The organism is Ornithinimicrobium sufpigmenti, from assembly GCF_004322775.1.
In the GTDB taxonomy this organism is placed as follows: domain Bacteria; phylum Actinomycetota; class Actinomycetes; order Actinomycetales; family Dermatophilaceae; genus Ornithinicoccus; species Ornithinicoccus sufpigmenti.
In genome coordinates this window covers 3,079,314-3,104,565 of sequence record NZ_CP036403.1, presented here as the reverse complement: position 1 = coordinate 3,104,565, position 25,252 = coordinate 3,079,314, and the positions used below count along the sequence as shown (strand labels likewise).

Annotated in this window: 22 protein-coding genes; 12 read left to right on the top strand and 10 right to left on the bottom strand. The window is 72.7% G+C overall.

Translation table 11 applies throughout. The features are described 5' to 3' along the window. Positions 1–107 precede the first annotated feature (107 nt). Genes ESZ52_RS14250 through ychF form a run of 11 tightly spaced genes read left to right on the top strand, consistent with a single transcriptional unit; the run spans position 108 to position 10,702 of the window. Positions 108–1,370, top strand: a complete 1,263-nt coding sequence (locus ESZ52_RS14250; protein ID WP_238154451.1) for a substrate-binding domain-containing protein — start codon at positions 108–110, stop codon at positions 1,368–1,370. Next, entirely contained in the window at positions 1,367–2,155 is a 789-nt protein-coding gene (locus ESZ52_RS14245) for an ABC transporter ATP-binding protein (protein WP_181009919.1), read from the top strand. The genes ESZ52_RS14250 and ESZ52_RS14245 overlap by 4 nt, the downstream gene beginning before the upstream one ends. Then, on the top strand, positions 2,152–2,877 hold the full coding sequence (locus tag ESZ52_RS14240) for an ABC transporter ATP-binding protein (RefSeq protein ID WP_131105517.1): 726 nt from the start codon (positions 2,152–2,154) through the stop codon (positions 2,875–2,877). Before ESZ52_RS14245 ends, ESZ52_RS14240 begins: the two co-directional genes overlap by 4 nt. Further along, entirely contained in the window at positions 2,874–3,749 is an 876-nt protein-coding gene (locus ESZ52_RS14235; RefSeq protein WP_131105516.1) for a branched-chain amino acid ABC transporter permease, read from the top strand. Before ESZ52_RS14240 ends, ESZ52_RS14235 begins: the two co-directional genes overlap by 4 nt. A gap of 11 nt (positions 3,750–3,760) precedes the next feature. Further along, positions 3,761–4,906, top strand: a complete 1,146-nt coding sequence (locus tag ESZ52_RS14230) for a branched-chain amino acid ABC transporter permease (protein WP_131106654.1) — start codon at positions 3,761–3,763, stop codon at positions 4,904–4,906. Beyond that, complete coding sequence (locus ESZ52_RS14225) at positions 4,903–6,486, top strand: class I adenylate-forming enzyme family protein (RefSeq protein WP_131105515.1); 1,584 nt, start codon at positions 4,903–4,905, stop codon at positions 6,484–6,486. The genes ESZ52_RS14230 and ESZ52_RS14225 overlap by 4 nt, the downstream gene beginning before the upstream one ends. Beyond that, positions 6,483–7,112, top strand: coding sequence for a TetR/AcrR family transcriptional regulator (locus ESZ52_RS14220; protein ID WP_131105514.1), 630 nt, complete (start codon positions 6,483–6,485; stop codon positions 7,110–7,112). Before ESZ52_RS14225 ends, ESZ52_RS14220 begins: the two co-directional genes overlap by 4 nt. After that, on the top strand, positions 7,109–7,843 hold the full coding sequence (locus ESZ52_RS14215; RefSeq protein WP_131105513.1) for a 3-hydroxybutyrate dehydrogenase: 735 nt from the start codon (positions 7,109–7,111) through the stop codon (positions 7,841–7,843). Before ESZ52_RS14220 ends, ESZ52_RS14215 begins: the two co-directional genes overlap by 4 nt. Continuing rightward, the gene (locus ESZ52_RS14210; protein WP_238160622.1) at positions 7,840–8,772 is read left to right on the top strand and encodes an alpha/beta hydrolase; all 933 of its coding nucleotides are present in this window, start codon (positions 7,840–7,842) and stop codon (positions 8,770–8,772) included. Before ESZ52_RS14215 ends, ESZ52_RS14210 begins: the two co-directional genes overlap by 4 nt. A 54-nt stretch (positions 8,773–8,826) precedes the next feature. Further along, positions 8,827–9,567, top strand: coding sequence for an enoyl-CoA hydratase/isomerase family protein (locus tag ESZ52_RS14205; RefSeq protein ID WP_131105512.1), 741 nt, complete (start codon positions 8,827–8,829; stop codon positions 9,565–9,567). A 49-nt stretch (positions 9,568–9,616) separates the two neighbouring features. Next, the gene (gene ychF / locus ESZ52_RS14200) at positions 9,617–10,702 is read left to right on the top strand and encodes a redox-regulated ATPase YchF (RefSeq protein ID WP_131105511.1); all 1,086 of its coding nucleotides are present in this window, start codon (positions 9,617–9,619) and stop codon (positions 10,700–10,702) included. 153 nt (positions 10,703–10,855) lie between these two features. Here the strand turns inward: ychF and ESZ52_RS14195 are convergent, their stop codons facing one another. The 4 genes from ESZ52_RS14195 to ESZ52_RS14180 all read right to left on the bottom strand — a co-directional run bounded on the left by ESZ52_RS14195 (position 10,856) and on the right by ESZ52_RS14180 (position 15,709). Beyond that, positions 10,856–11,365 carry a flavin reductase family protein gene (locus tag ESZ52_RS14195; protein WP_131105510.1) on the bottom strand — a complete coding sequence of 170 codons (510 nt, stop codon included), beginning with the start codon at positions 11,363–11,365 and terminating at the stop codon, positions 10,856–10,858. Then, entirely contained in the window at positions 11,362–12,132 is a 771-nt protein-coding gene (locus ESZ52_RS14190) for a pyrimidine reductase family protein (RefSeq protein ID WP_131105509.1), read from the bottom strand. Before ESZ52_RS14190 ends, ESZ52_RS14195 begins: the two co-directional genes overlap by 4 nt. Before the next feature lie 120 nt (positions 12,133–12,252). Further along, on the bottom strand, positions 12,253–13,497 hold the full coding sequence (locus ESZ52_RS14185) for an MFS transporter (protein ID WP_131105508.1): 1,245 nt from the start codon (positions 13,495–13,497) through the stop codon (positions 12,253–12,255). Continuing rightward, positions 13,481–15,709 (bottom strand): NADP-dependent isocitrate dehydrogenase, encoded by a 2,229-nt coding sequence (locus tag ESZ52_RS14180; protein ID WP_131105507.1) that lies wholly within the window; start codon positions 15,707–15,709, stop codon positions 13,481–13,483. Before ESZ52_RS14180 ends, ESZ52_RS14185 begins: the two co-directional genes overlap by 17 nt. A gap of 104 nt (positions 15,710–15,813) precedes the next feature. On the opposite strand from ESZ52_RS14180, the gene ESZ52_RS14175 reads away from it, so the two are divergent. Further along, complete coding sequence (locus ESZ52_RS14175; protein ID WP_181009918.1) at positions 15,814–16,716, top strand: universal stress protein; 903 nt, start codon at positions 15,814–15,816, stop codon at positions 16,714–16,716. A gap of 10 nt (positions 16,717–16,726) precedes the next feature. Here ESZ52_RS14175 and ESZ52_RS14170 read toward each other — a convergent pair whose 3' ends face one another. From ESZ52_RS14170 to ESZ52_RS14145, 6 genes are all read right to left on the bottom strand, one after another. Then, positions 16,727–17,428, bottom strand: coding sequence for a type 1 glutamine amidotransferase (locus tag ESZ52_RS14170; RefSeq protein WP_131105505.1), 702 nt, complete (start codon positions 17,426–17,428; stop codon positions 16,727–16,729). 9 nt (positions 17,429–17,437) lie between these two features. Beyond that, entirely contained in the window at positions 17,438–19,948 is a 2,511-nt protein-coding gene (locus ESZ52_RS19925; protein ID WP_131105504.1) for an AAA family ATPase, read from the bottom strand. A gap of 363 nt (positions 19,949–20,311) precedes the next feature. Then, on the bottom strand, positions 20,312–21,967 hold the full coding sequence (locus tag ESZ52_RS14160) for an ABC transporter permease (RefSeq protein ID WP_131105503.1): 1,656 nt from the start codon (positions 21,965–21,967) through the stop codon (positions 20,312–20,314). Further along, entirely contained in the window at positions 21,964–22,890 is a 927-nt protein-coding gene (locus ESZ52_RS14155) for an ABC transporter ATP-binding protein (RefSeq protein WP_131105502.1), read from the bottom strand. The genes ESZ52_RS14160 and ESZ52_RS14155 overlap by 4 nt, the downstream gene beginning before the upstream one ends. Further along, entirely contained in the window at positions 22,887–23,576 is a 690-nt protein-coding gene (locus ESZ52_RS14150) for a TetR/AcrR family transcriptional regulator (RefSeq protein WP_131105501.1), read from the bottom strand. The genes ESZ52_RS14155 and ESZ52_RS14150 overlap by 4 nt, the downstream gene beginning before the upstream one ends. Positions 23,577–23,728: 152 nt before the next feature. Beyond that, positions 23,729–25,186 carry a sodium/glutamate symporter gene (locus ESZ52_RS14145; protein ID WP_131105500.1) on the bottom strand — a complete coding sequence of 486 codons (1,458 nt, stop codon included), beginning with the start codon at positions 25,184–25,186 and terminating at the stop codon, positions 23,729–23,731. Positions 25,187–25,252: the final 66 nt, after the last annotated feature.

Here is a 25,252-nt window from a genome sequence, read left to right as displayed (position 1 = left end):
GGTCACGGCGGGCACCCGTCGTTGACAGAGGCGGCGTCCTGCCATAACGTCCCATCTCGAAACATGAATCACCTTTCATGTTCGACAGTGCACGAAGGAGTGTCTCCGTGATCTCACGCCCAGCCCGCCTGCTCGCCCTGGTGGCCGCCAGCACCCTCGTGGTCGCCGGCTGCGCGCCCACCAACGACTCCGACTCCGGCAACGAGGGCAACAACTCCGGCAACAACGCGGACAGCACCGGCGACAACGACTCGACCGGCACCGCCGCGGAGGAAGCCTCCGGTGAGCCGGTCCAGGTCGGCATCATCTACTCCGAGACCGGGCCGCTGGCCGCCTACGGCAAGCAGTACCGCGAGGGCCTGGAGGCCGGCCTTGACTACGCCACCGACGGCACCGGGGAGGTGAACGGCCGTCCGGTGGAGATCACCTACCGCGACGACGCGGGCAACGCCGACACCGCCGTGGCGGCGGCCCGGGACCTGATCGGCCAGGAGTTCCAGATCCTGGGCGGCACCGTCGTCTCCGGCATCGCCGTCGCGATGGCCGAGCAGGCGGAGCAGAACGAGATCCTCTACATCTCCGGTCCGGCGGCCGCGGACGTGGTGACCGGCATCAACGAGTTCACCTTCCGCTCCGGCCGGCAGAGCCTGCAGGACGTGGCCACCGCCGGCGCGATGCTGCCCGACGGGGGCGGCAAGATCGTCGTCCTGGCGCAGGACAACGCCTTCGGCCAGGGCAACCTCAGCGCGGTCGAGCTCGTCCTCGGCGGCGAGGGCACCGAGGTCGAGTCGGTCATGGTCCCCGAGGACGCGACCGAGTTCACCGGCTTCGCCCGCCAGCTCGTCGACGCCGACCCCGACCTGATCTTCGTCGCCTGGGCCGGCGCCACCGCCGGCAGCATGTGGCAGGCGCTGGACCAGCAGGACGTCTTCGAGGCCGCCCCGGTCGTCACCGGCCTGGCCGACAGCGCCACCTACTCCGCCTACGGCGAGGTCAGCGACCGGATCAGCTTCCTGTCGCACTACTTCCCGGGCGCCCCCGACAACGAGGTGAACCAGGCGCTCGTCGACCACGTCACCGAGGCCGGCGGCACCCCCGACCTGTTCACCCCCGACGGCTTCGTCGCGGGTCAGATGATCGTCCAGGCGATCGCCGAGGGCGGCGACGACGTCAACGCGATGGTCGACGCGCTCGAGGGCTGGGAGTTCGAGGGCCCGAAGGGCACCACCACCATCCGGGAGAGCGACCACGCGCTCATCCAGGACATGTACACCGCCCGCCTCGTGGAGGAGGACGGCGAGTGGGTGCCGGAGCTCATCGACACCGTCCCCGCCGACCAGGCCGCACCGCCGGAGGCGTCCGGCCAGTGACCGCACAGGACCACCCCGGCGCGGGGGCGGCCACCGCCCCCGCGCTGGAGGTCCGGGAGCTGGCCCTGCGCATCGGCGGGGCGCAGATCCTGGAGGACATCAGCTTCGCCGTGCCCGCGGGCGAGATCGTGGGCGTCATCGGCCCCAACGGCGCCGGCAAGACCACCTTGTTCAACCTGGTCTCCGGTGTCCTGAGCCCGACCGGCGGCACGATCCTGCTGGACAGCCAGGACGTGACCACGCGCTCCATCCACCACCGCGCGGTGGCCGGGCTGGGCCGCACCTTCCAGACCTCCTCGCTCTTCCCCGGCCTGTCCGTGGAGGAGAACGTGCGGCTCGCGGCGCAGGTCAAGGAGGGCCAGGCGATCAGCCTGTTCACCTTCCCGCGGCCCGGCGACGACGCCTCCCGCCGTGCCCGTGACCTGCTCGAGGAGGTCGGCCTGGACGCCCGGCGCACGGTGCGCGCCGGTGACCTGCCGCACGGTGACAAGCGCAAGCTGGAGATCGCGATGCTGCTGGCCACCGACCCCTCGGTCGTGCTGCTGGACGAGCCGATGGCCGGCGTGGCCTCCGGGGACGTGCCCGGCCTGACCGAGGTGATCCGTTCACTGCACCGCGACCACGGCAAGACGGTCCTCATCGTCGAGCACCACATGGAGGTCATCCTGGGCCTGGTCCAGCGCGTCGCCGTCCTGCACTTCGGCCACCTGCTCGCCCTGGACTCCCCGGAGGCCGTCATGGCCGACCCGACCGTGCAGAGCGCCTACCTCGGGGAGCCGGTATGACGAGCGCCGCCCCGATCCTCGTCGTCCGCGACCTGCAGGCGCACGTCGCCGGCCAGCAGGTCGTCGAGCACGTCGACCTCGAGGTCTCCGCCACCGGCGTGACCGCCCTGCTCGGCCGCAACGGCGTGGGCAAGACCTCCACGATCAAGGCGATCATGGGTCTGATCTCCCGCACCGGCACCGTCGAGCTGGACGGCCGCGACATCTCCGCCCTGGAGACCCACCGGATCGCCCAGCTGGGCATCGGCTACGTCCCCGAGGACCGCGAGGTCTTCTCCGGGCTCAGCGTCACCGAGAACCTCCGGCTCGCCGAGCGCAAGGGCCACGACCACCGCTACGACATGGTCTACGAGCTCTTCCCCGAGCTGCGCCAGCGCGGCGCGCAGGCCGCCGGCACCCTGTCCGGCGGGCAGCAGCAGATGGTCTCCCTGGCCCGTGCACTGCTCAACGACAACCGCGTCCTGCTCGTCGACGAGCCCACCAAGGGCCTGTCCCCCCGGCTCGTCCAGGAGGTCGGGCGCGTCCTGGCACGCGCCGCCGAGGTCGTGCCCGTCCTGCTCGTGGAGCAGAACCTGCAGGTCGTGCGCGACCTGGCCCAGCACGCGGTCGTCCTCACCGACGGCCGCAGCGTCCACCACGGCCCCGCCGGGGAGTTCCTCGCCGACGAGGCCGCCACCCAACGCCTGCTCGGCGTGCACGCCGGAGCGGAGGGAGCCGTATGAGCACGCCGATCCTGCTGCTGATCACCGGGGTGGGTCTGGGAGCCATCTACTTCCTGGTCGCCTCCGGCCTGAGCCTCATCTACGGGCTGATGGGGGTGCTGAACTTCGCCCACGGCGCCTTCCTCTCCCTCGGTGCCTTCCTCGGGTATGAGGTCGCGACCCGGATGGGTGCGGGCACCTGGAGCGGGTTCATCGTCTCCCTCTTCGTCGGGGCCCTTGCCGGGGCCACCTTCGCCGCCCTGACCGAACGCCTCCTGGTGCAGCGGCTCTACAACCGGCACATCGAGCAGGTCCTGGTGACCGTCGGCCTGGCGCTGGCCGCCGTGGCGCTCTTCGACGGCATCTGGGGCACCGACGCCCGCACCACCGTCAAACCCGGCTGGATGCGCGAGACGACGACGATCGCCGGGGCCAACGTGCCCAACGACCGCTTCGTGGCCATCGCCGTCGCTGTCGCCGTGCTGGTGTCCATCGTGCTCTTCCTGCGCAAGACCCGCTACGGCATGATCATCCGCGCCGGCGTGGAGAACCGGTCCATGGTCACCGCGCTCGGTATCGACGTCCGCAACGCCTTCACCCTCGTCTTCACCATCGGCGGTGCGGCGGCCGGCCTCGGCGGCGTGCTCGCCTCGCACTTCTTCAACTACGTCTCGCCGATGCTGGGCCAGACGCTGCTCATCTTCGCCTTCATCGTCACCGTCATCGGCGGGCTGGGCAGCCTCACCGGCGCCGCGGTCGCCTCGGTGCTGGTGGCGGTCCTGCAGCAGTACGCCAACTACTACCTGTGGGGCACCGGTGACCTCGCCGTCGTGGTGCTGCTCGCGGTCGTCCTGCTCACCCGGCCCGCCGGCCTGATGGGGAGGACAGCATGAGCACCCCCGCGATGCCTGCGCGGACGGGACGCGACGCGTTCCTGCGCTCGGGTGCGTTCCGCGCCCTCCTGGGGCTGGGGCTGGTCGTCCTGCTCGCCTGCCTGCCGCTGCTCGACCTCAGCCTGCCGGGCGTCCTGCCGGGACCGACCTACACCCCCGGCTCCCTGCACCTGATGGCCCTGGCCATGGTCATGGCCGCGCTGGCGCTCTCCTACCACCTGCTCTTCGGGGTGGCCGGCCTGCTGTCCTTCGGGCACGCGCTGTACTTCGGCTTCGGCGCCTACGCGCTCGGGATCGTCATGCGCGAGCTGGAGCTGGGGCTGGTGCCCGCGGCCGTGCTGGTCCTGGTCGCCGGCGTCGTCATGTCCAGCCTGCTCGGCGCGGTGAGCCTGCGCGTCACCGGCATCCCGTTCGCGATGGTCACCCTGGCCTTCGCCCAGGCCGGGTCCGTGCTGGTGCGGCGCAACCCCCGCCTGACCGGCGGTGAGGAGGGCCTGCGCCTGCCGACGGACCACGTCCCGGACTGGCTCGTCGGGGTGGCCGACACCCGCAACGTCTACTGGCTCGCCCTGGCCGCCCTCGTGCTCACCTTCGTCCTCGTCACCTGGATCCAGCGCAGCCGGGCCGGGCACGTCGCCGCGGCGGTGCGGGAGAACGAGCTGCGGGTGCGGGTCCTGGGGATGCGTCCCTTCCTGGTCAAGCTGACCATCTTCGTGGCCGCCTCCGTCATCGCGACCGGGATGGGGATGGTGCACCTCATCCTCAACTCCGGCGCGGTCCCGCACACCTTGAGCGCGGACCTGACGATCTCGCTGCTGCTGATGGTGGTGCTCGGCGGCGTGGGCTCCCGCTGGGGCGCCATCCTGGGTGCGTTGCTCTACGTCGTGCTCAGCCAGCGGCTGGCGGTGCTGGCCCAGTCCCCGACCATCAACGAGCTGCCGGACGTGCTGCGCATCCCGCTGTCGGAGCCGCTGTTCATCCTCGGCGCCATCTTCGTGCTCGTGGTGCTCTTCCTGCCCGGTGGCCTGGCCGGCCTGGGACAGCGGCTGCGCGCCGCCCTCACCCGCCGCTCGGTGGGGGAGGATGGGGCTGCCGAGCCCGCCGACCTGCAGATCCGTACCCCGGACTCGGTGGTCCAGGAGGAAGAGAAGCCGTGAGCACATCGACCCGCGACGGTGCAGCCGGAGCCCAGACGCTGGGCCGGTGGCCCGCGGACCGGGCCCGGCTGCACCCGCAGCGGGTCGCGATCGTGGACCGGGGCGTCGAGCTGCGGTATGCCGACCTCGACGCCCGGTCCGCGGCCCTGGCGCAGGCCTGGCTGAAGGCCGGCTACCGGCCGGGGGAGCGGATCGCGACCCTGGTGGGCAACAGCGCCGACCACGTCGTCGCGTTCTTCGCCTGCGCCCGGGCCGGGCTGGTCCTGGTGCCGCTGTCCTGGCGGCTGACCGTGAGCGAGCTGGCCGACCAGCTCCAGCTGTCCGACCCGGCCCTGCTCCTGGTCGAGGACGAGACCAGCACGCTGGCCCGGGGCGCGCTGGCCCGGTGCCCGGCGGCCGTGCCCACGGCATACCTGGGCGAGGACGGGATCGAGCGCACCGTGCCGGCCCCGTGGCGGGCCTCCACGGCACCGGCACCGGACGGACCCCCGCGCGCCGTGCAGGACGAGGACCCCCTGCTCATGGTCTTCACCTCCGGCAGCTCCGCGCGCCCCAAGGCGGCCGTGCTGACCCACCGCAGCTGCTTCTGGACCAACCTCTCGCTCTCGCGGACCCTGGAGCTGGACGAGCACGACGTGGTGCTCAGCGTGCTGCCCCAGTTCCACGTCGGCGGCTGGAACATCCAGGCGCTGCTGGCGTGGTGGACCGGGGCGACCGTGGTGCTCGAGCGCTCCTTCGACCCGGGCCGCGTGCTGTGCCTGCTCGAGGAGCACCGGGTGAGCACGATGATGGGGGTCCCCACGCACTACGCCCGGCTCGCCGAGCACCCCCGCTTCGCCACCACCGACTTCGGCGCCCTGCGCTCGGCGGTGGTGGGCGGGGCGCCGATGCCGGCGCCGCTGCTGCGGATCTTCCACGCCCGGGGCGTGGCGCTCACCCAGGGCTACGGGCTCACCGAGGCCGGCCCCAACGTGCTGTGCGTCCCGCCGGACGAGGCGATCCACCGGGTCGGCTGGGCCGGCGTGCCCTACCCGCACGTGGACGTGCGGCTGACCGACCCCGTGACCGGGGAGGAGCTGGCTGGTGCTGCGACCGGCGAGCTGCAGGTCCGCGGCCCGGGGATGTTCGCCGGCTACTTCCGCGACGAGGCCGCCACCCGGGCGGTCTGGCGCGACGGCTGGCTGGCCACCGGCGACGTGGCCACCCGGGACGGGTCGGGCTACCTGCGGATCGTGGACCGGCTGCGCAACATCTTCATCAGCGGCGGGGAGAACGTCGCTCCGGCCGAGGTGGAGTCGGTGCTGCTGACCCACCCGGCGGTGGAGGACGCCGTGGTCGTCGGCGTCCCGGACGCGACCTGGGGGGAGCGGGGCGTGGCCCTGGTCGTAGCCCGGGCCGGGGTCGTCACCGACGAGACCGAGCTGGTCGAGCACTGCCGCGAGCGGCTGGCCGCCTTCAAGGTCCCCGTCGCGATCCACCTGGTCGAGGAGCTGCCCTCCGTCTCGATCGGCAAGATCTCCCGCGCCCGGGCCCTGGAGATGGCCCTGGCGCGGGCCCAGATGGACCGGGGGCAGGTATGAGCGTGGCGCGCGAACCGCGCACGGCCCGCGGGGCGCGGACCCGGGCCCGGCTGATCGAGGCGGCCGAGCACGTCTTCGCGACGGTCGGCTACCACGACGCCTCCATCGTGAAGATCACCGAGGAGGCGGGCGTGGGGCTGGGGACCTTCTACGTCCACTTCCCGGGCAAGAAGGAGATCTTCGACGAGGTGGTCCGCGACCTGTCCCACCGGGTCCGGCAGGCGATGCGGGAGGGCTCGCTGCAGGGCACGACGCGGCTGGAGGCCGAGCGGGCCGGGTTCGCCGCCTTCTTCCGCTTCACCGCCCAGCACCCGGCGCTCTACCGCATCATCCGGCAGGCGGAGTTCGTCTCCCCGGAGGTGATGCGCGCCCACTACGACGCCATCTGCGAGGGCTACGCTGCGGGCCTGCAGCAGGCCCAGGAGGCCGGTGACATCCGCCCGGTGGACCCGACGGTGGCCGCCTGGGCGCTGATGGGCGCCGGTGAGCTGATCGGGATGCGGTGGGTGCTGTGGGACGGCGCCGACGAGATCGACCCGGCCGTCTTCGACGGTCTCATGGACGTCATCGAGGCGGCGCTCGCGCCGCACCGCGGTGGCGACGACAGAGAGGAACACCAGCCATGACCAGGACCGCCCTGATCACCGGGGGAGCCAGCGGCATCGGCGCCGCGGTCGCCCGCCGGCTCGCCGCCGACGGGATGAGCGTGGTCATCGCCGACCGCGACGAGCAGGCCGCGACGGCGCTGGCGCAGGAGCTGGGCGGCCGCCCTTGGGTGGCCGACCTGTCCGACACCGCGGCGCTGGAGGACCTCACGCTGGAGTGCGACGTCCTGGTCAACAACGCCGGGGTCCAGCGGGTGGCCCCGGTCCACGAGTTCGACCCGGCCGACTTCCGGCTCATCCACCGGCTCATGCTCGAGGCGCCCTTCCTGCTGGCGCGCGCCGCGCTGCCGCACATGTACGAGCGGGGTTGGGGGCGGGTGGTCAACATCTCCTCCGCGCACGGGCTGCGGGCCTCCGCCTTCAAGGCGGCCTACGTCAGCGCCAAGCACGGTCTGGAGGGCCTGTCCAAGGTGGTCGCGCTCGAGGGCGCCCCGCACGGGGTGACGAGCAACTGCGTCAACCCCGGTTATGTGCGCACGCCGCTGGTGGAGAAGCAGATCACCGACCAGGCCCGGACGCACGGCATACCGGAGGAGGAGGTGGTGGAGAAGATCATGCTGACCCGTTCCGCCGTCAAGCGGCTCGTCGAGCCCGACGAGGTCGCCGCCCTCGTCGCCTACCTCGCCTCCGACGCCGCCGGCATGGTGACCGGCACCTCCTACACGATGGACGGCGGGTGGACGGCCCAGTGAGCACCGTCGACACCCTGCCCGCCTCCGTCACGGCGGTGCTCGGCGAGGGCTACCGGGCCGTGGACGTCCCCGTGCGGGGCGGCGCGCTGCACGTGGGCGTGTGGGAGCCGGACGACGCGGGCCCGGACACCCCGACCGCGCTGCTGATCCACGGCATCACCGCCTCGCACATCTCCTGGGCGGGGGTCGCCGCCGCGCTGCCCGGCGTCCGGCTGGTGGCGCCCGACCTGCGCGGACGTGGGCGCTCCCGGGACCTGCCCGGCCCGTACGGGATGCCGACGCACGCCGACGACGTCGCCGCCGCCCTGGACCACCTCGGGACGGGTCCGGTGACGGTGGTCGGCCACTCGATGGGTGGCTTCGTCAGCCTGGTGCTGGCCGACCGGCACCCGGACCAGGTCGCCAACCTGCTGCTGGTCGACGGGGGTATGCCGTTGCTGGCGCCGCCCGGTGTGGCGCCCGAGGCGGTCGCCGCGGCCGTGCTCGGCCCCGCGGCCGACCGGCTGCGGATGACCTTTCCCAGCCAGGCGGCATACCGGGAGTTCTGGCGCGAGCACCCGGCGCTGGGGCCAGGATGGGGCGACCTGACCACGGCCTACGTCGACTACGACCTCACCGGCACCGAGCCCGAGCTGCGCCCGGCGACCCGCCCGGCCGCGCTGGAGGAGGACATCCGTGAGCTCGTGGACGGGGCGTCCGTGCAGCAGGCGCTGGAGCACCTCCGGCACCCGGTCAGCTGGTTCCTCGCGCCCCGCGGCCTGATGGACGAGGTGCCTCCTCTCTACCCGGACGCCGCGCGCGAGCTGTGGACCGGCCGCTACCCCCAGATCGAGCTGGTGGCGCTCGAGGACGTCAACCACTACACGGTCATCCTCGAGGACCGCGGCGTGCAGCAGCTGCTGCCCCACCTGCGGGAGGCGCTGGGCTGAGCCGCCCTGGTCCCGGCCGCCGGTCATGGCCCCGGGGTTCGTAGATTGGCCCGCATGTCGTCGAACACCTCGCCGAGGCCGTCCCCCTCGACCCAGGACTGCGTCCGGGTGGTGGACTCGCCGCTCGGCCCCGCTGTGCTGCTCGACCGCCCCGAGCGCCGCAACGCCCTGACCCTCGACATGTGGCGCGCTCTGGGGGCCCGCGTGGTCGAGCTGGCTGCGGAGAGGCCAGGGCCGGTCTACCTCATCGGCGCTGGCGGCTACTTCTGCTCCGGTGCCGACCTGGGCGCGCTGGCGTTCGCCGGCAGCGGCGAGGAGCCCGCCCGGGAGTTCGTCGAGGGCGTGGTCACCTGCCTGATGCAGCTGCACCTGCTCGAGCGCGAGGTCGTCGCCGTGGTCGAGGGAGGGGCGGCCGGAGGAGGGGTGGAGGTCATGGCCGCCTGCGACCGTCGCGTCGCGATCGGAGCGCCGCGGCTGGTCTTCCCGTTCGGGCACCACGGGATGGAGCTGGACGGGTTGACCCGCTGGCGCCTGACCGAGCTCGTGGGCGAGGCCGATGCCGAGCGGCTGGCCGAGGGCCGCCACGTCGTCGCCGTGGAAGAGGCCCTGCCGCTCGGTCTCTTCGACCAGCAGCACGCCACGCTCGCGGACCTGGCGCTGGCCGAGGCCGCGAGGTCTCGGTCCTCCGGCTCCGGGCGCCTGTTCACCCGGCCTGGCGAGGAGCTGGCCGCCGCCGTGGCCCGTGCCTCCGCGCCGATGCTCCAGGCCTTTCCGCCGCACCGCGCCTTCTCCTGACGCGGGGGCGGCGGGCGAAGCCCCGCCCAGCGACTAGACTCCTGACCCCGTGGCACTCACCATCGGAATCGTCGGCCTGCCCAACGTCGGCAAGTCGACCCTCTTCAACGCCCTGACCAAGAACTCCGTGCTCGCGGCGAACTACCCGTTCGCGACCATCGAGCCCAACATCGGGGTGGTCCCGCTCAAGGACGACCGGCTGGGCCGGCTGGCGGAGATCCACGGCTCGGCCAAGATCCTGCCGGCGACGGTCAGCTTCGTCGACATCGCCGGGATCGTCCGCGGCGCGAGCGAGGGGGAGGGGCTGGGTAACAAGTTCCTGGCCAACATCCGCGAGGCGGACGCCATCTGCCAGGTGGTGCGCTCCTTCCGCGACGACGACGTCGTCCACGTCGACGGCAAGGTCAGCCCCGGCGACGACATCGAGACGATCAACACCGAACTGGTGCTGGCCGACCTGCAGACGCTGGAGAACGCCATCCCGCGCCTGGAGAAGGAGGTCAAGGGTAAGCGCGCCGACAAGGAGGTCCTCGACACCGCGCTCGCGGCGCAGAAGGTGCTCGAGGCCGGGGACACCCTGTATGCCGCGGGCGAGCCGGCCGGGGTGGATATGGCGATCGCCAAGAGCCTGGGGCTGCTGACCACCAAGCCCTTCCTCTACGTCTTCAACCTCGACGAGGACGGCCTGACCGACGACGCCCTGCACGCCGAGCTGGCGGCGCTGGTGGCTCCTGCCGAGGCGATCTACCTCAACGCCAAGCTCGAGTCCGACCTGGCCGAGCTCGACGACGAGGAGGCACGCGAGCTGCTGGAGTCCGTCGGCGTCGACGAGCCCGGCCTGGACCAGCTGGCCCGGATCGGCTTCGACACCCTCGGCCTGCAGACCTACCTCACGGCCGGCCCCAAGGAGGCCCGCGCCTGGACGATCCGCAAGGGCTGGACCGCGCCGCAGGCCGCCGGTGTCATCCACACCGACTTCGAGCGCGGCTTCATCAAGGCCGAGGTCGTCTCCTTCGCCGACCTCGACGCCGCCGGGTCGATGCAGAAGGCCAAGGAGGCCGGCCGGGTCCGGATCGAGGGCAAGGACTACGTCATGGCCGACGGTGACGTCGTGGAGTTCCGCTTCAACGTGTGATCGGGGCCCTGGGAACTCTCGCACCCTCGGACATGACGCCGGCGTCCTGATCGCCCCGTCACCCGGTCAGCCCACCCGACACCCGGCAGACCCGTCGAGCGCACGTTCCTCACCGACCGAGCGCATGTTCCTCACCGACCGAGCGCACGCTCCTCACGGACGGACAGCGTGGCCGTCGCTGGGCCGGCCGGGCTTCAGGTGGACGATGTCGGACAGCCGCAGGGGTGCGAACGCTCCCGCGGTGGAGGCTGACCGCACCCGGCCCGTGACGCAGACGTGGTCCCCGCCGTCGTCGAGCACGCTCAGCCGATGCATCACGAAGCGGTGCGGGCACTGCCCGATGAGTGGCACCCCCTGCTCGTCGAGGTCGACGGCCAGACCCTCGAACTTGTCGCCCTCCTCGCCGGTCCGGGTGCCGAAACGCTCGGCCAGGGCCAGGTCGTCCGCGGTGAGGACGTGGACCGCGAAGTGGTCGGCGCGCAGGCCGACGCGGTAGGTGTGGTTGGCCTTCGAGAGCCACACGCAGTACTGCTGCGGCGACATGCTCGACTGCGAGTGGAAACCGACCAGACAGCCGGCCCGCACGCCCTCGAGGGCGGTGGTCACCACGACGGCGGCCGGGTCCGCAGCGGCCATCAGGACGTCGAACGGGTCCCCGCTCATCGCTCGCCCCGCTCGACCCCGGGAGCGGACCGGGCCTCGTAGCGCAGGAAGACCGTGTCGTCCTCCGCCAGGATCGCCCTCAGTTCGAAGGCGGCCATCCCCGCCCCGGGCGGGGTCACCGACACCGGCAGCGGGTCGCCCCCCATCAGCGGGGAGAGGGACAGGCACAGCTCGTCCAGGCGGTCTGCGGCCACGACCTCGCCCAGCCAGGTAGGGCCGCCCTCACACAGGACGACGCGGTGGCCCAGGTCGGCGAGCGCCCGCAGGGCCGCTGCCGGCTCGACGCGCTCCTCACCCGCCATGACCACGACGCCGGCCCGGTCCGCCTCCGCCAGGCGCTCGCCGTTCGCCGCCGCGCAGGTGATGACGTGGGTCCGGGCGTCGGCGGGCACCTGGGTGAACACCCGCGCCGTCCAGTCCAGGTCCAGGCTGCGGCTGACCACGGCCACCGGCGGCAGCGCCGGCTTGCCGAGACTCCGCCGCCGCCCCTGTGCCTCGTCGGAGAGGCGGACCGGCCCGAACCGCTCCCGGCGCACCGTCTCGGCGCCGACCATGACGACGTCTGCGATCTCCCGCATGGCGCGGTAGAGGGCCTGGTCGGGCCGGGTGGACAGCGGGCCGACGCGGCCGTCGACGGCGGCCGTGCCGTCGAGCCCGGCCACCATGTGCCCGGTCACCCAGCACTCGTGGCGCGGCTGGGACCGGTCAACCTCCAGGTACGGCGCGAGCGGGTCGGGAACCTCGATGCCGGGCTCGAGAGTGTGCATGGACCCGACCCTAGGTCCGGCACGGCGCAGGTGCAGGTCGGTGAGGAGCGTGCGCTCGGTCGGTGAGGAGCGTGCGCTTGGTCGGTGAGGAGCGTGCGCTCGGTCGGCAGGTCGTGCGCGTCAGCCCGCGGCCAGCTCGTCGTCCACGTAGACGTGCCGGGCCACCCGCAGGCCGGCCAGCACCATGACCACACCGCTGGCCATCAGCAGCCACAGGACCACCGTCCAGTCGCCGGCCGCGCCATAGATCGCCCCGACCACCAGTGGCCCCAGCCCGGCCAGGACGTAGCCGACCGGCTGCACGAAGCCGGACAGCTGGGCAGTCACGTGCGGGTCGCGGGTGCGGGCGGTGATCAGGCCGATCGCCATCGGGAAGGCAAAACCGGACAGCCCCAGCATGCCGGCCCAGAGCCACGGCACGGTCGCCGGGGCCACCAGCAGGCCGGCATACCCGGCGATGAGCAGCGCCCCCATGACGGTGATGTGCGGCGCCAGGGTGGTCGCCCGGTCGATGACCGTGGGCATGGTCAGCCCGCCGATCACCCCCAGCAGGGTCAGCAGGGAGAGCAGCGCCCCGGCGTGGACCGCTGACAGACCCGCGTCGCGGTAGATCTGCGGCAGCCACCCGAACTGCACGTAGGCGTTCATCGACTGGACGCCGAAGAGCAGGGTCAGCGCCAGGGCCGTGGGGGAGCCGGTCAGCCTGGCGTTCGGCGGGAAGAACGCCGCGGGCTGGCCGCGGGAGGCGCGGAACTCGCGCCGGGCCAGGACCAGCCAGGGCAGCAGCGCCAGGCTGGCCAGCACGCCATACGTGCCCAACGCCGTGCGCCAGCCACCCGGTGCCGCGGTGAGCGGGGCCGCGAGCGCCGACCCGACGGCGCCGCCGAGGATCAGCCCGGCACCGTAGAGGCTCATCAGCCGGACCCCGCCGTCCCTGCTGTGCCGCTTGACCCAGGCCGGGACCAGGACGTTGCCGACCGCCATCCCCGCCAGGGCGACGGTGGAGAAGACCAGGAAGAGGACGGTGGACCCGGAGGTGACCCGCAGCAGGAGGCCGGCGACGATCGCGACCAGCCCCAGGCAGATGCCCATGGTCATGCCGACCCGACGGGACAGGCCCACGGCCAGCGCGCCGACCGCGCCGAAGGCGAAGCCGGGCAGCGCGGTCAGCAGACCCGCGGTGGTGCTGCTCATCCCCAGCCCCTGGCGCACCTCGTCGAGGACGGGCCCGACCGAGGAGGCGCCAGGGCGCAGGTTGAGCGAGATCAGCACGACCGCGAGGACGACGAGCCAGGGGGCGACGGTATGCCGTGCCCCGCGCCCGCGGTCCTCGGGCGCGGGGCCCCGGTCAGGCGCGCTGGCCAACCAGGCCGTCGATGATGGCGTTGAAGGTGGCCGAGGGACGCATGGCGTTGAAGGCCAGCTCGTCGTCGGGGTGGTAGTAACCGCCCAGGTCGACGGGGCTGCCCTGGGCGTCGATCAGCTCCTGGGCGATCGAGTCCGCCTGGGCGGACAGCTGCTCCGCCACGGGGCCGAAGAGCCGCGCCAGCTCAGCGTCCTGGTCCTGGGCGGCCAGCTCCTGGGCCCAGTAGAGGGCCAGGTAGAAGTGGCTGCCCCGGTTGTCGATCTGGCCCAACCGGCGGGCCGGGCTGCGGCCCTCGGAGAGGACCTTCTCGGTGGCCCGGTCCAGGGCGTCACCGAGCACCGTGGCGCGCGCGTTGCCCTGGCGGTCGGCCAGGTGGCGCAGCGACTCGGCGAGGGCGAGGAACTCGCCCAGGCTGTCCCAGCGCAGGTAGTTCTCCGACTGCAGCTGCTGCACGTGCTTGGGCGCCGAGCCGCCGGCGCCGGTCTCGAAGAGGCCGCCGCCGTTCATCAGCGGTACGACCGAGAGCATCTTGGCGCTGGTGCCGACCTCGAGGATGGGGAACAGGTCGGTGTTGTAGTCGCGCAGCACGTTGCCGGTGACCGAGATGGTGTTCAGGCCCTGCCGGATGCGCTCCACGGACAGGCGGGTGGCCTCGACGGGGGAGAGGATCTGCAGGTCGAGGCCGTCAGTGTCGTGGTCGGCCAGGTAGGTCTCGACCTTGGTGATGAGGTTGGCGTCGTGGGCGCGCTCGCGGTCCAGCCAGAAGACGGCCGGGTCGCCGCTGGCGCGGGCCCGGGTGACGGCCAGCTTCACCCAGTCGCGGATGGGCTCGTCCTTGGTCTGGCAGGCGCGCCAGATGTCGCCGGCGCTCACCTGGTGCTCCATCAGCACGGCGCCGGAGGAGTCGACGACCTGGACGGCGCCGTCCGCGGCGATCTCGAAGGTCTTGTCGTGCGAGCCGTACTCCTCGGCCTTCTGCGCCATCAGGCCAACGTTGGGCACCGAGCCCATCGTCGTGGGGTCGTAGGCGCCGTGGGCCTTGCAGTCCTCGATGACGACCTGGTAGACGCCGGCGTAGGAGGAGTCCGGGATCACCGCGATGGTGTCGTCCTCCTCGCCCTGCGGGCCCCACACCTTGCCGCCGTTGCGGATCATCGCGGGCATCGACGCGTCGACGATGACGTCGCTGGGCACGTGCAGGTTGCTGATGCCCTTGTCGGAGTTGACCATCGACAGCCGCGGCAGCTCCGTGAGCCGCTGCTCGATGGCCTCCCGGATCGCGCCGGCCTCCTCGCCGACGGCGTCCAGGCCGGACAGGATCCCGCCCAGGCCGTCGCTGGCGGACAGGCCGGCGGAGGCGAGCTGCTCGCCATACCGCTCGAACACGTCGGCGAAGAAGGTCTCCACGGCGTGGCCGAAGATGATCGGGTCCGAGACCTTCATCATGGTGGCCTTGAGGTGCAGGCTGAAGAGGACGTCCTCGGCCGCGGCGGCCTGGACCTGCTCGGCCAGGAAGGTGCGCAGCGCGGCGACGTCCATGAAGGTGGCGTCGACGACCTCGCCGGCCAGGACCGGCACCGACTCCTTGAGCACGGTCACCGTGCCGTCGGCGGCGACGTGCTGGATGGTCAGGGCGTCCTGCTGCTCGATGACCACCGACTGCTCGTTGTGCGCGAAGTCGCGCTCGGCCATGGTCGCCACCCGGGTGCGGCTGTCGGCCGACCACTCACCCATGGAGTGGGGGTGGCTGCGGGCGTAGTTCTTCACCGCGTCGGGGGCACGGCGGTCGGAGTTGCCCTCGCGCAGCACCGGGTTGACCGCGGAGCCCTTGACTCGGTCGTAGCGGGCGCGCACGTCCCGCTCCTCCTCGGTCTGGGGGTTCTCCGGGTATGCCGGGAGGTTGTAGCCCTGCTCCTGCAGCTCGGCGATCGCGGCCTTGAGCTGCGGCACGGAGGCGGAGATGTTCGGCAGCTTGATGATGTTGGCCTCGGGCGTGGTGGCCAGCTGCCCGAGCTCGCCGAGGGCGTCGGGGACCTGCTGGTCCTCGGGCAGGCGGTCGGCGAACTGCGCCAGGATCCGACCGGCGAGGGAGATGTCCCGCGTCTCCACCTCGATCCCGGCGGCGCCGGCGAAGGCCTCGATGATCGGCTTGAGCGAGTAGGTCGCGAGCAGCGGTGCCTCGTCGGTCTTGGTGTAGATGATCGTGGACATCAGGTGGGGTCTTCCTTGCCTCGGCGAGATCGGACGTCCCCCCGAGTCTACGGAAGGGCCTCGGTAGGATGGACGTACGGATCCCCACGTGGAGGTGGTCAACGGTGGTTGACGAGACACGCACGCTCACCAGCCCGATCGTCGTCGGGGTAGCAGGTGCAGGGGAGGGGGACTCCGCACTGCTCTGGGCTGCCCGCACCGCGGCCCGCACGGGGACCTCGCTGGTGGTCGTGCACGCCAGCGACCCGGAGGCGGTGGCCTCCCGGATGGCGGGGGCGGAGATCATGGCGGTGTCCGCGGTGCTGGATGCCGAGGAGGAGACGCAGCGCGAGCTGCAGGGGCGGATCGACGCCCTCGCCCAGGAGCTGGGGATCACCGCCCGCGTCGAGATGGTCCGCGGCAGCCCGGTGTCGGCGCTGCTTGCGCACCAGGACGAGGCGGCCGTCATCGTGGTCGGCACCGGCGCCAAGGGGGCGATCGAGGAGTTCGTCCTGGGCAGCACCTCGCTGGGGGTGACGGCGCACGCCCGCTGCCCGGTGGTCGTGGTCAACCCCGGCGTCGACCTCGACGCGCTGACGCACGGCCGGATCGGCGTGGCCGTGGACGGCAGTGCCGACAGCCGACGGGCCGCCCGGGCCGCGCTCGCGCTGGCCCACTACACCGGGGCCAGGGTCACCGCGCTGAACACCTGGTACCTGGAGGTGGTCAACGGTTTCGTGGTCACCGAGCCGGACTCGCAGGAGTGGGTCCAGCTGGAGACCGACCGGCGCGAGCTCGTCGAGGGCGTCCTGGCCCCGCTGCGGGAGACCTACCCCGGCGTGGAGGTCGACGTGAAGATCGCCCGGGGGCCCGTCGTGATGACCCTGCGCGACTACTCCAGGGAGTGCGACGTCCTCGTCGTGGGCAGCCGCGGGTTGGGCGGGATCCGGGGCCGGCTGCTGGGCTCGGTCAGCCAGCGGATGATGCGTACCGCGTCCTGCCCGGTGCTGGTGGTGCGCGCCGGCTAGCCGAGTACAGCTAGCCGCCGACGAGCGCGGCGAACCGGGTGGCCAGCGGCTCCCAGGCCTGGTGCAGCTCGGCCTCCCGCTCCCGCAGCTGCCGGGTCGCCTCGTGGGAGGTGGCGTCCTCGGGGTCGCGCGCCCAGCCGGCCACCGTCGCGGCGTCCACCTCGGGGTGGAACTGGACGCCCCAGGCCCGGGGGCCGAACCGGGCCGCCTGCACCGACCCGTCGGGCGCGTGCCCCAGCGTGGTGGCCCCGTCCGGCAGCCGCGCGGCGATGTCGTTGTTGTGGTGCAGGACGGGCGTGCCGGAGGGCAGCACACCGGTGAGCAGGTCGCTGGTGCCGTAGGACGTGGGCCGCCAGGGCCGCAGACCGATGGTGGGGCCGGCCGGGTTGACGACGACCTCGCCGCCCAGGGCGACCGTCGCCAGCTGGTGCCCCAGGCAGATGCCGAGGAACGGCGTGCCGGCCGCGACGGTGCCGACGATCAGACCCTTGGTCGGGACCATCCACCGGTGGTCGGCGGCGTCGTTGGCGCCCATCCGGCCACCCATGACGATGAGCCCGGCGTGGTCGCCGAGCGTGGAGGGCAGGGCCCGGCCCTCCTGCACCGCCAGGACGTCGCAGTCGACCCCTGCCCGGTCCAGCCAGGTGCCGAACATCCCGATGGGGCAGACGTCCTCGGGCTGGACCACGAGGACGCGTGGACGCTGCGTCATGGCCGGATCCTAGCCCTGCTCCGACGTCCCTCCGGCACCGGCGCCGGCCCGGACGGACACCACCCGGCCGCCCTCGTCGCCCGCGCCCGGTCCGATCTCGACCACGTGGTCGGCGGTCGCCACCGCCGCAGGGTCGTGCTCGGCCAGCACCACGGTGTGACCGGCGTCGACCAGGACGTGCAGCTGCGCGAGCAGCCGGTGCACGTCGGCAGGGTGCAGCCCGGACGTCGGCTCGTCCATCACGTAGAGCGTGGGTGCCCGCCGCTCCTTCTGCAGCTCGGTCGCCAGCTTGATCCGCTGCGCCTCGCCGCCCGACAGCTCGGTCGCTGGCTGCCCGAGCGTGAGGTAACCCAGCCCCAGCGCCTCGAGCGCCACCAGCGCCCGCCGTGCGGCCGGCAGCCCCGAGAGGACGTCCTTGGCCTCGGTCACGGTGAGCCGCAGCAGGTCGGCGACGGTCCGCCCCTGCCAGCGCACCTCCAGCGTCTCGGCCCCGAACCGGTCGCCGTGGCAGTCCGGGCACGTCGAGTAGGTCCCCGGCAGGAACAGCAGCTCCACCGACACCGCACCCTCGCCCTGGCACGTCGGGCACCGTCCCGCCGCCGTGTTGAAGCTGAACCGGCTGGCGGTGAAGCCGCGCTCCTTCGCCTCGGGTGCCGCCGCGAACGCCCTGCGCACGTGGTCCCACATCCCGGTGTAGGTGGCGAGCGTCGACCTCGGCGAGCGGCCGATTGGCTTCTGGGTGATCCGCACGACGCGGGTCGGGATGACGTCCGCCGGCGCCTCCGCGGACACCGACCCGAGCGCCGGGCCGTCCGCCTCGTCGGCGGGTATGCCGTCCGCAGTCTCTCCCTCCGGCTCCCGCTCGTCCTCGACCCGGGCGAGCCGGGCACCGACGACGTCGTGCACGGCGTCGAGCAGGCTGGTCTTGCCCGCGCCGGAGACGCCGGTCACGACGGTGAGGGTGCCGAGCGAGAGGTCCAGGGCGACGTCCCGGACGGTGTGCCGCGTGAGTCCGGTCAGGACGAGCCTGCCCCGCGGCTCCCGGGCCGCGCCCGAGCGGATCTCCTGGCGGTGGACGGGTTGGTCGAGATAGCGGGCGGTGACCGAGTCCTCGACACCCCGCAGGCCGTCCAGCGGTCCGGACCACAGCACCTCGCCGCCCTCGGTCCCGGCGCCCGGCCCGACGTCGACGACCCAGTCGCAGCGCTGCACCACGGCCATGTCGTGCTCGACGACGAGCACGGTGTTGCCGGCGGCGACGAGGTCGCGCAGCAGCCGGACGAGGCGGTCGGTGTCCTCGGGGTGCAGGCCGGCGGACGGCTCGTCGAGGACGTAGACGACCCCGAACAGCCCCGACCTCAGCGCCGTGGCGAGCCGGAGCCGCTGCAGCTCGCCGGAGGACACCGTCGACACGGGCCGGCCGAGGGCGAGGTGACCGAGCCCGAGCTCGTCCATGAGCCGCAGCCGGCCGACGAGGTCGTCGAGCAGGACACGCTCGGCCTCGTCCCGCGCGGAGAGGCCGGCCGACGGGCCGGCGTGGTCCGCGTTGTCGGCGTCGGCGCGCGCCCCCCACTGCCGCAGCGCGTCCAGCCGCTCGCCCATCAGCTGGACCAGCCGGGACACCGGCAGGGTCGCGGCCTCGTCGACGGCGAGCCCGGACCAGGTGACCCGCAGGGCCTCCGGGCGCAGGCGACGCCCGCCGCAGACTCCGCAGGGGACGGACTCCACATACCGCAGGGCGCGGCGGCGCTGGCTGGCGGACTGCGTCTCGGCGAGGGTGCGCAGCAGGTAGCGGCGTGCGGAGGAGAACGTGCCCTGGTACGGGGCCTGGACGCGCGTGGCGTCGCGGACGGGGTGGACGGTGACGACCGGCTGTTCGTCGCTGAAGAGGATGAAGTCACGGCTCTCGGGCGGCAGGTCGCGCCACGGGACGTCGATGTCGTGGCCGAGGGCGGCGACGATGTCGCGGTAGTTCTTGCCCAGCCACGCGCCGGGCCAGGCGGCGACGGCGCCCTCCGCGATGGTCAGCGACGGGTCGGGGACCATCGAGGCCTCGGTCGGCACGTGCCGCACGCCGAGGCCGCCGCAGCCGGGGCACGCGCCCACCGCCGTGTTGACGGAGAAGTGGTCGGAGTCCATGTGCGGCACGTCGGCGGGGTATTCACCGCACCGCGACCACAGCATGCGCAGCGTGCTCCCCGCCGTGGTGACGGTGCCGACCGAGGAGCGGGACGACATACCTCCGCCGCGTCCCTGCTCGAGGGCGACGGTGGGCGGCAGCCCCTGCACGTCGCGGACCTGCGGGTCGACGGCGGCGTGGATGAGGCGGCGGGCGAACGGGGCGACGGAGTCGAGGTAGCGGCGCTGGGCCTCGCCGTGGATCGTCTCGAAGGCGAGCGACGACTTGCCCGAGCCGGAGACGCCGGTGACCGCGACGAGCGCGTCGCGGGGCAGCTCGACATCGACGTCGCGCAGGTTGTGCAGCCGCGCTCCCCACACCTGGATCGTCCCTGCGTTCACCGGTCCCACACTAGGCGGGCACCGTCCACCGAGCGCGTGGTGCGGTTGCGCGAGAGCAACAGACCACATCGCTCGGTCTCGACGTATGGGTCGTGGGCCGCGGACGCCGTCGGCCTACCCGGTGATGCGCGCACGACGGAGCCAAGGTCCTCGCTGAAAGGGGTCGAGGTCGTGACGTAGAGACGGGAGTGCCCCGGCGTGTCGCGCACAGTGCGGTCTGGCTCTGCGGCGCGTCGCACACGGGAACCTGCGCCGCGCAACGAGCATCCTGCACTGTGCGCGACACGCCGAGCAGGGCCTGGCCGTGGCCGACCTGATCGAGCGGTGCGGCGGGAGTTCGGGAGACAGCCTGGCCGACAGGGCTCAGCGGATGCCGATCTCCCTGCGTCGCAGGCCGAGCAGCCCCAGCGCGACCCCGAGGGCCGCGAGCGCGCCGAGCACCACGAGCGGCACGAGGGTGAACTCCTCGGCCGGCAGCTGGGCCGGGTGGCTGAGCGGCGACAGGTCGCGCAGCCAGTCCGGCAGGTCGAGCAGCGCCGCGAAGTTGCCGACGAAGACGGTCAGGGCCACGAGGGCCCAGCCGACGGGGGAGAGCAGCGCGGGCGCCCAGCCGTAGAGCAGCGCGCAGACCCCCAGCACGACGAGCACGGCCGGCAGCAGGTTGAGGTGGGCGAGGACGAGCTCGGTCACCAGGGAGGCCTGGCCGGTCACAGCGGCCGCGGCGGCGCCCGTGCCCAGGCCGGACGCGGCCAGGATGACCGCCGCCCCGGCCGCTACGACGAGCAGGTGGGAGCCGGCCCAGCCGGTGCGGCTGGTCGGGGTGGCCAGCACCGCCTCCGCCCGCCCGCGGTCCTCCTCGAGGCGCAGCGACTGGACGGCGTAGACGACGTAGGCGGTGGTCAGGTAGCCGCTGAAGACGGCCAGGAATGCCAGGTAGCCGTCCAAGAGCGCCTCCATCCCGAACATCTCCTGGACCGCCGGCGGCATCTCCTCGGCCCCGTCGACCATGACCTGGGTGAAGGCGCCGTCGACGGCGCCGAGCACCACGACGGCCACCCCCCAGCCCAGGATGCTGCCGCGCTGCAGCCGGACGGCCAGGCCCAGCGGCGAGCCCAGGCGCGGGCCGGCGTCGGCCGGGCCGGGCCGCTCGGCCATGAGGCCGGCACCGAGGTCGCGCCGACGCTGGAGCGCGTAGGCGGTCGCCGCCGTGGCGACGGCGAGGCCGGCCAGCGGCAGCAGCGGCCACGCCCGGTCCAGCACGTAGGGACCGGCCTGCGCGGCCCAGCCCAGCGGTGAGGCCCAGGACAGGGCGGTGCCGCCGACCGCGGCCATGTCGCCCAGGCCCCGCAGCATGAACGCCGCTCCCAGCGCGGCCCCGGCGGCGCCCGCGGCGGCCCTGGAGGACTCGAAGACCTGGGCGGTGAGCGCGGTGGTGCCGGCGAACGCCATACCGACCAGGCCGGTGCCCAGCCCGACCAGCAGCGAGCCGACCGGCGCGAACCCGACCGCCGTGGCCAGGCCGGCCACGACCATCGCGGCAGCGGTGTTCGCGATGGCCGCGACGACGAGTGCGGCGGTCAGCCCGGCGTCGTGGCCGGTGACGTTGGCGCGGACGAGCTCGGCCCGGCCGGCCTGCTCCTCGGCCCGGGTGTGCCGGTTGACGAGCAGGACGCCCATGAGCGCGGAGAGCAGGAACAGGTAGGGCGCGTAGCCGGCGGCGAAGAACCGCTCGTAGGTCGGGGCGTCCATCCCCAGCGCCGGGCCGGTGAACATCCGGCCCACCGGCTGCTGCAGCAGCGGCACCACGGCCTGCAGGTCGTCCTCGGTGGGCGCGATCTGCGGCAGGGCCGCTGCGATGTAGAGCACGAAGAGCCCGTGCCCGGCCACCCAGACCGGCAGCCGGACGCGGTCCCGGCGCAGCATGAAGCGCACCAGCGTGCCGGTGCCCGTGAGCGCACCCTGGGGGGTATGCGGTGGAGCCGCCGGCGTGGTGCGTGGTGCGGCCAGGTCGGTGCTCATCGTGCCCGCACCTCCTGCTGCGCGGCCCCGCGCGCCGCGAGGTCGTCGCCGTAGTGCCGCATCAGCAGCTGCTCCAGGGTGGGCGGGTGGGCCACGATCGACTCCACGCCGAGCGCCGCCAGCTCGCGCAGCACCGGCTCGACCCGGTCCCCGTCCACCTCGAGGCGCACCTGGCCCTCCTCGGTGCGCAGGTCGTGCACGCCCGGCGTGGTGGCCAGCGCGGTGGCCGGCTGCCGCGTCTGCGCGACGATCGTCGTGCGGGTCATGTGGCGCAGGTCGGCCAGCGTGCCGGACTCCACGATCCGGCCCTGGCGGATGATGGAGATCCGGTCGGCCAGCACCTCGACCTGGGCCAGGATGTGGCTGGACAGCAGCACGGTCGTCCCGCGCTCGCGCACCTCGCGGATGCAGTCCTGGAAGACGACCTCCATCAGGGGGTCCAGGCCGGCGGTCGGCTCGTCGAGCAGGAGCAGGTCGACGTCGGAGGCCAGCGCCGCGATCAGCGCGACCTTCTGCCGGTTGCCCTTGGAGTAGGTGCGGGCCTTCTTCGTCGGGTCCAGGTCGAAGCGCTCGCACAGCTCGTCCTTGCGACGGCGGTCCAGGGCACCACGCAGCCGGGCGAAGAGGTCGATCGCCTCGCCGCCGGTCAGCCTGGGCCAGAGCTCGACGTCGCCGGGCACGTAGGCGAGCCGGCGGTGCAGGCCTACCGCGTCCGCCCACGGGTCCTGGCCGAAGAGACGCAGGGTGCCGGCGTCCGCGCGCAGCAGCCCCAGCAGCAGGCGGATGGTCGTGGACTTGCCGGCCCCGTTGGGTCCGAGGAAGCCGTGCACCTCGCCCTGACGGACGGTCATGTCGAGGCCGTCCAGCGCCCGGGTGGAGCCGAACTCCTTGACGAGCCTCGCGGACTCGATGACGTCGCTCATCTCTCCTCGCTCCCTCTGTTTTCGGGGCCGTGCGGCCCGTCCTGGCTGCCGACGTAGTGCCGCAGCTCGTCGTAGGTGCCGTCGGCGAGGACGCCGTCGGCGTAGATCTCCAGCACCGCCTGCAGGTAGGGCAGCGGTGGTTCGTCGCCCTCCACGAGGGAGACCCCGAGCAGCCGCTCGAGGTGCTCGTGCAGGACCAGGACGCCCATGGACCAGAGGAAGAGCACGACGACGCGGGCGCGGGGGTTGGCGCTGGGGCGTACCAGACCGGCGTCGACGCTGGTCTGGGTGTAGGCCTCGGCGTCGGCGACCATCTCGTCGATCAGGTCGTTGACGTGCGGGCTTCCATCGGTGAGCGTCCTGGCGAGGTAGCGCACGACGGGCCGGTTCTCCCGCAGCTGGGTCATCAGCGCCAGCGGGTCGGCGTGCTGGCCCTGCTGGACCGTCTCGGTCTTGGCCGTCCGCAGGATCCGGGCCACGTGCTGGTCGCAGGCGACCCGCAGCGCGTCCTTGCTCCCGAAGTGGTGGACGATCAGCGCGGGGGACACCTCGGCGGCGGTGGCGATCGTCTTGAGGCTGGTGCCCTTGACGCCCTGCCGGCCGAAGAGGTCCAGGGCAGCCGCCAGGATCCGCTCGGCGCCGCCGGGCTGGGGGACCGGTGCCCGCGTGGCCTGCTCGTCATCCACTGAAGACGTCCTCCTCGACCCGCTGGCTGAATATTCAGTCAGCGTAGATCCTGAACGGACGTTCAGTCAAGGGTCGGACGCGTGGTTGATGCCTGGGTGCGCGGCGGGGGGAGGGGGGCGGGGAGCAGGAGGCGTCGGGGAGGGGGAGCCGTTCAGGTGGTCGCCGCGGACGTGCTTCCCGTCGCCTCGGCCCGCTCGGCCTTGGCCCGGGGCCCGTAATAGAGCAGCCCGACACCCACGGCGATGAGGAAGATGACGAGCATCGCGAAGAACAGCGGCCAGACGCCGGTGAGGAAGATGATCGGGATCGCCAGCGCGGTGATCATCCCGCCGCCGAAGAAGGGCTCGAAGATCAGCTGCTTGTAGCCGAAGGCCTCGAAGGCGGGGCTCTTGGCCTCGGGGTCGGTGATGCGCATGAGGATCAGGCCGGTGGCGGTGACGCCCATGGACTGGCCGAAATCGCCGATGCCCCGCTCGAACCAGTAGCGACCGATGATCCGCGGTGCCAGCCACAGGAACAGGGCTACGTTGACTCCGATGCCGGCGATCGCCAGCAGTGTGAAGGTGCCGATGTTGGCACCGATCGCGGTGAGCGAGAGGGTGCCGATGGCGGCGATGATGAGGAAGTCCAGCGCCCAGCCCTGGATCCGCAGCATCATCTGGTGGTCGATGATGTGAGCAACCTTGAACGCTTCGGCGATGGCCTGCAGGATGACTCCGCCGATGAGGGCGAGCGGGAAGAGCGGGACGTAGGCGAAGATCTCCAGCGGCGTGTTGTCCTCCAGCATCACCGAGGCGTAGGTCTGTGCCTCGATCCACCGCAGCGACTCCAGGATGGCCCACCCGATGAGGATCGCCACGGCGACGAAGGCCATGTGCAACGACAGCGGCTCGACCGAGGCAGGCCGGGAGGTCATCGTCGCGGCGGGGTAGTGCTCGTCCTTGCGGAACAGGCCCTTCTGCTCGTCGAGGGAGGTCTTGACGTCCCCCTTGAGCAGCTCGGTCCGGCCGGTGCGCACCCCCCAGTTGATGAGGGCGATCCCGATGACGATGCCGCCGACGATGCCGACCGTTGCCAGACCCACGGCCAGGTCCGCCCCATCGCCGAAGCCGAGGTCCTCCATGACCGGGCGCATGCCGGCGGCCGTGCCGTGGCCGCCCTCGAAGCCGATCTCGATCAGCGCGCCGGTCATCGGGCTGGCGCTGAAGACCGGGACCAGGATGAGGGCGGCGATCAAGAGCCCGACGACGTACTGGCTGGAGCCGAGTGCCACGCCCAGGGATAACTGCGGCCCGACGAGACGTGCCGCACGCTTCGGGCTGGGGAGCTCCTGGCCCAGGAACATCGTGGCGAACACCACGCTGATGAGCAGCCCGGGCAGCGCCCCCCAGGTCGTGAGGATCTCCGCGGTGAAGACGCCGGCCTCGGACATGCCCGGGACCAGCTGGCCGAGGACCTGCGGCCCCAGCAGGAGGAGGAGGGCACCCCCGATGATCGAGCTGGGCAGGAACAGACGCTGCACCCACCCCGTCCTCACCCGGATCACCTTCCCGATGAGCAGGAAGAGCCCTAAGAGCAACAGCGCGAAGCCGATCTGGCCAGGAGACATACCGATCACCTCTGTCCGGAGTCCGTGCGGCGAGTCTGGCACACGACAGCGTGCAACGACTCGACC

Coding starts and splice junctions, on each gene's coding strand:
- ESZ52_RS14155 (WP_131105502.1), bottom strand. CDS start 22,890: ATGAGCGACGTCATCGAGTCCGCGAGGCTCGTCAAGGAGTTCGGCTCC.
- ESZ52_RS14215 (WP_131105513.1), top strand. CDS start 7,109: ATGACCAGGACCGCCCTGATCACCGGGGGAGCCAGCGGCATCGGCGCC.
- ESZ52_RS14145 (WP_131105500.1), bottom strand. CDS start 25,186: ATGTCTCCTGGCCAGATCGGCTTCGCGCTGTTGCTCTTAGGGCTCTTC.
- ESZ52_RS14180 (WP_131105507.1), bottom strand. CDS start 15,709: ATGTCCACGATCATCTACACCAAGACCGACGAGGCACCGCTGCTCGCG.
- ESZ52_RS14240 (WP_131105517.1), top strand. CDS start 2,152: ATGACGAGCGCCGCCCCGATCCTCGTCGTCCGCGACCTGCAGGCGCAC.
- ESZ52_RS14205 (WP_131105512.1), top strand. CDS start 8,827: ATGTCGTCGAACACCTCGCCGAGGCCGTCCCCCTCGACCCAGGACTGC.
- ESZ52_RS14160 (WP_131105503.1), bottom strand. CDS start 21,967: ATGAGCACCGACCTGGCCGCACCACGCACCACGCCGGCGGCTCCACCG.
- ESZ52_RS14235 (WP_131105516.1), top strand. CDS start 2,874: ATGAGCACGCCGATCCTGCTGCTGATCACCGGGGTGGGTCTGGGAGCC.
- ESZ52_RS14195 (WP_131105510.1), bottom strand. CDS start 11,365: ATGAGCGGGGACCCGTTCGACGTCCTGATGGCCGCTGCGGACCCGGCC.
- ESZ52_RS14220 (WP_131105514.1), top strand. CDS start 6,483: ATGAGCGTGGCGCGCGAACCGCGCACGGCCCGCGGGGCGCGGACCCGG.
- ESZ52_RS14230 (WP_131106654.1), top strand. CDS start 3,761: ATGCCTGCGCGGACGGGACGCGACGCGTTCCTGCGCTCGGGTGCGTTC.
- ESZ52_RS14190 (WP_131105509.1), bottom strand. CDS start 12,132: ATGCACACTCTCGAGCCCGGCATCGAGGTTCCCGACCCGCTCGCGCCG.
- ESZ52_RS14170 (WP_131105505.1), bottom strand. CDS start 17,428: ATGACGCAGCGTCCACGCGTCCTCGTGGTCCAGCCCGAGGACGTCTGC.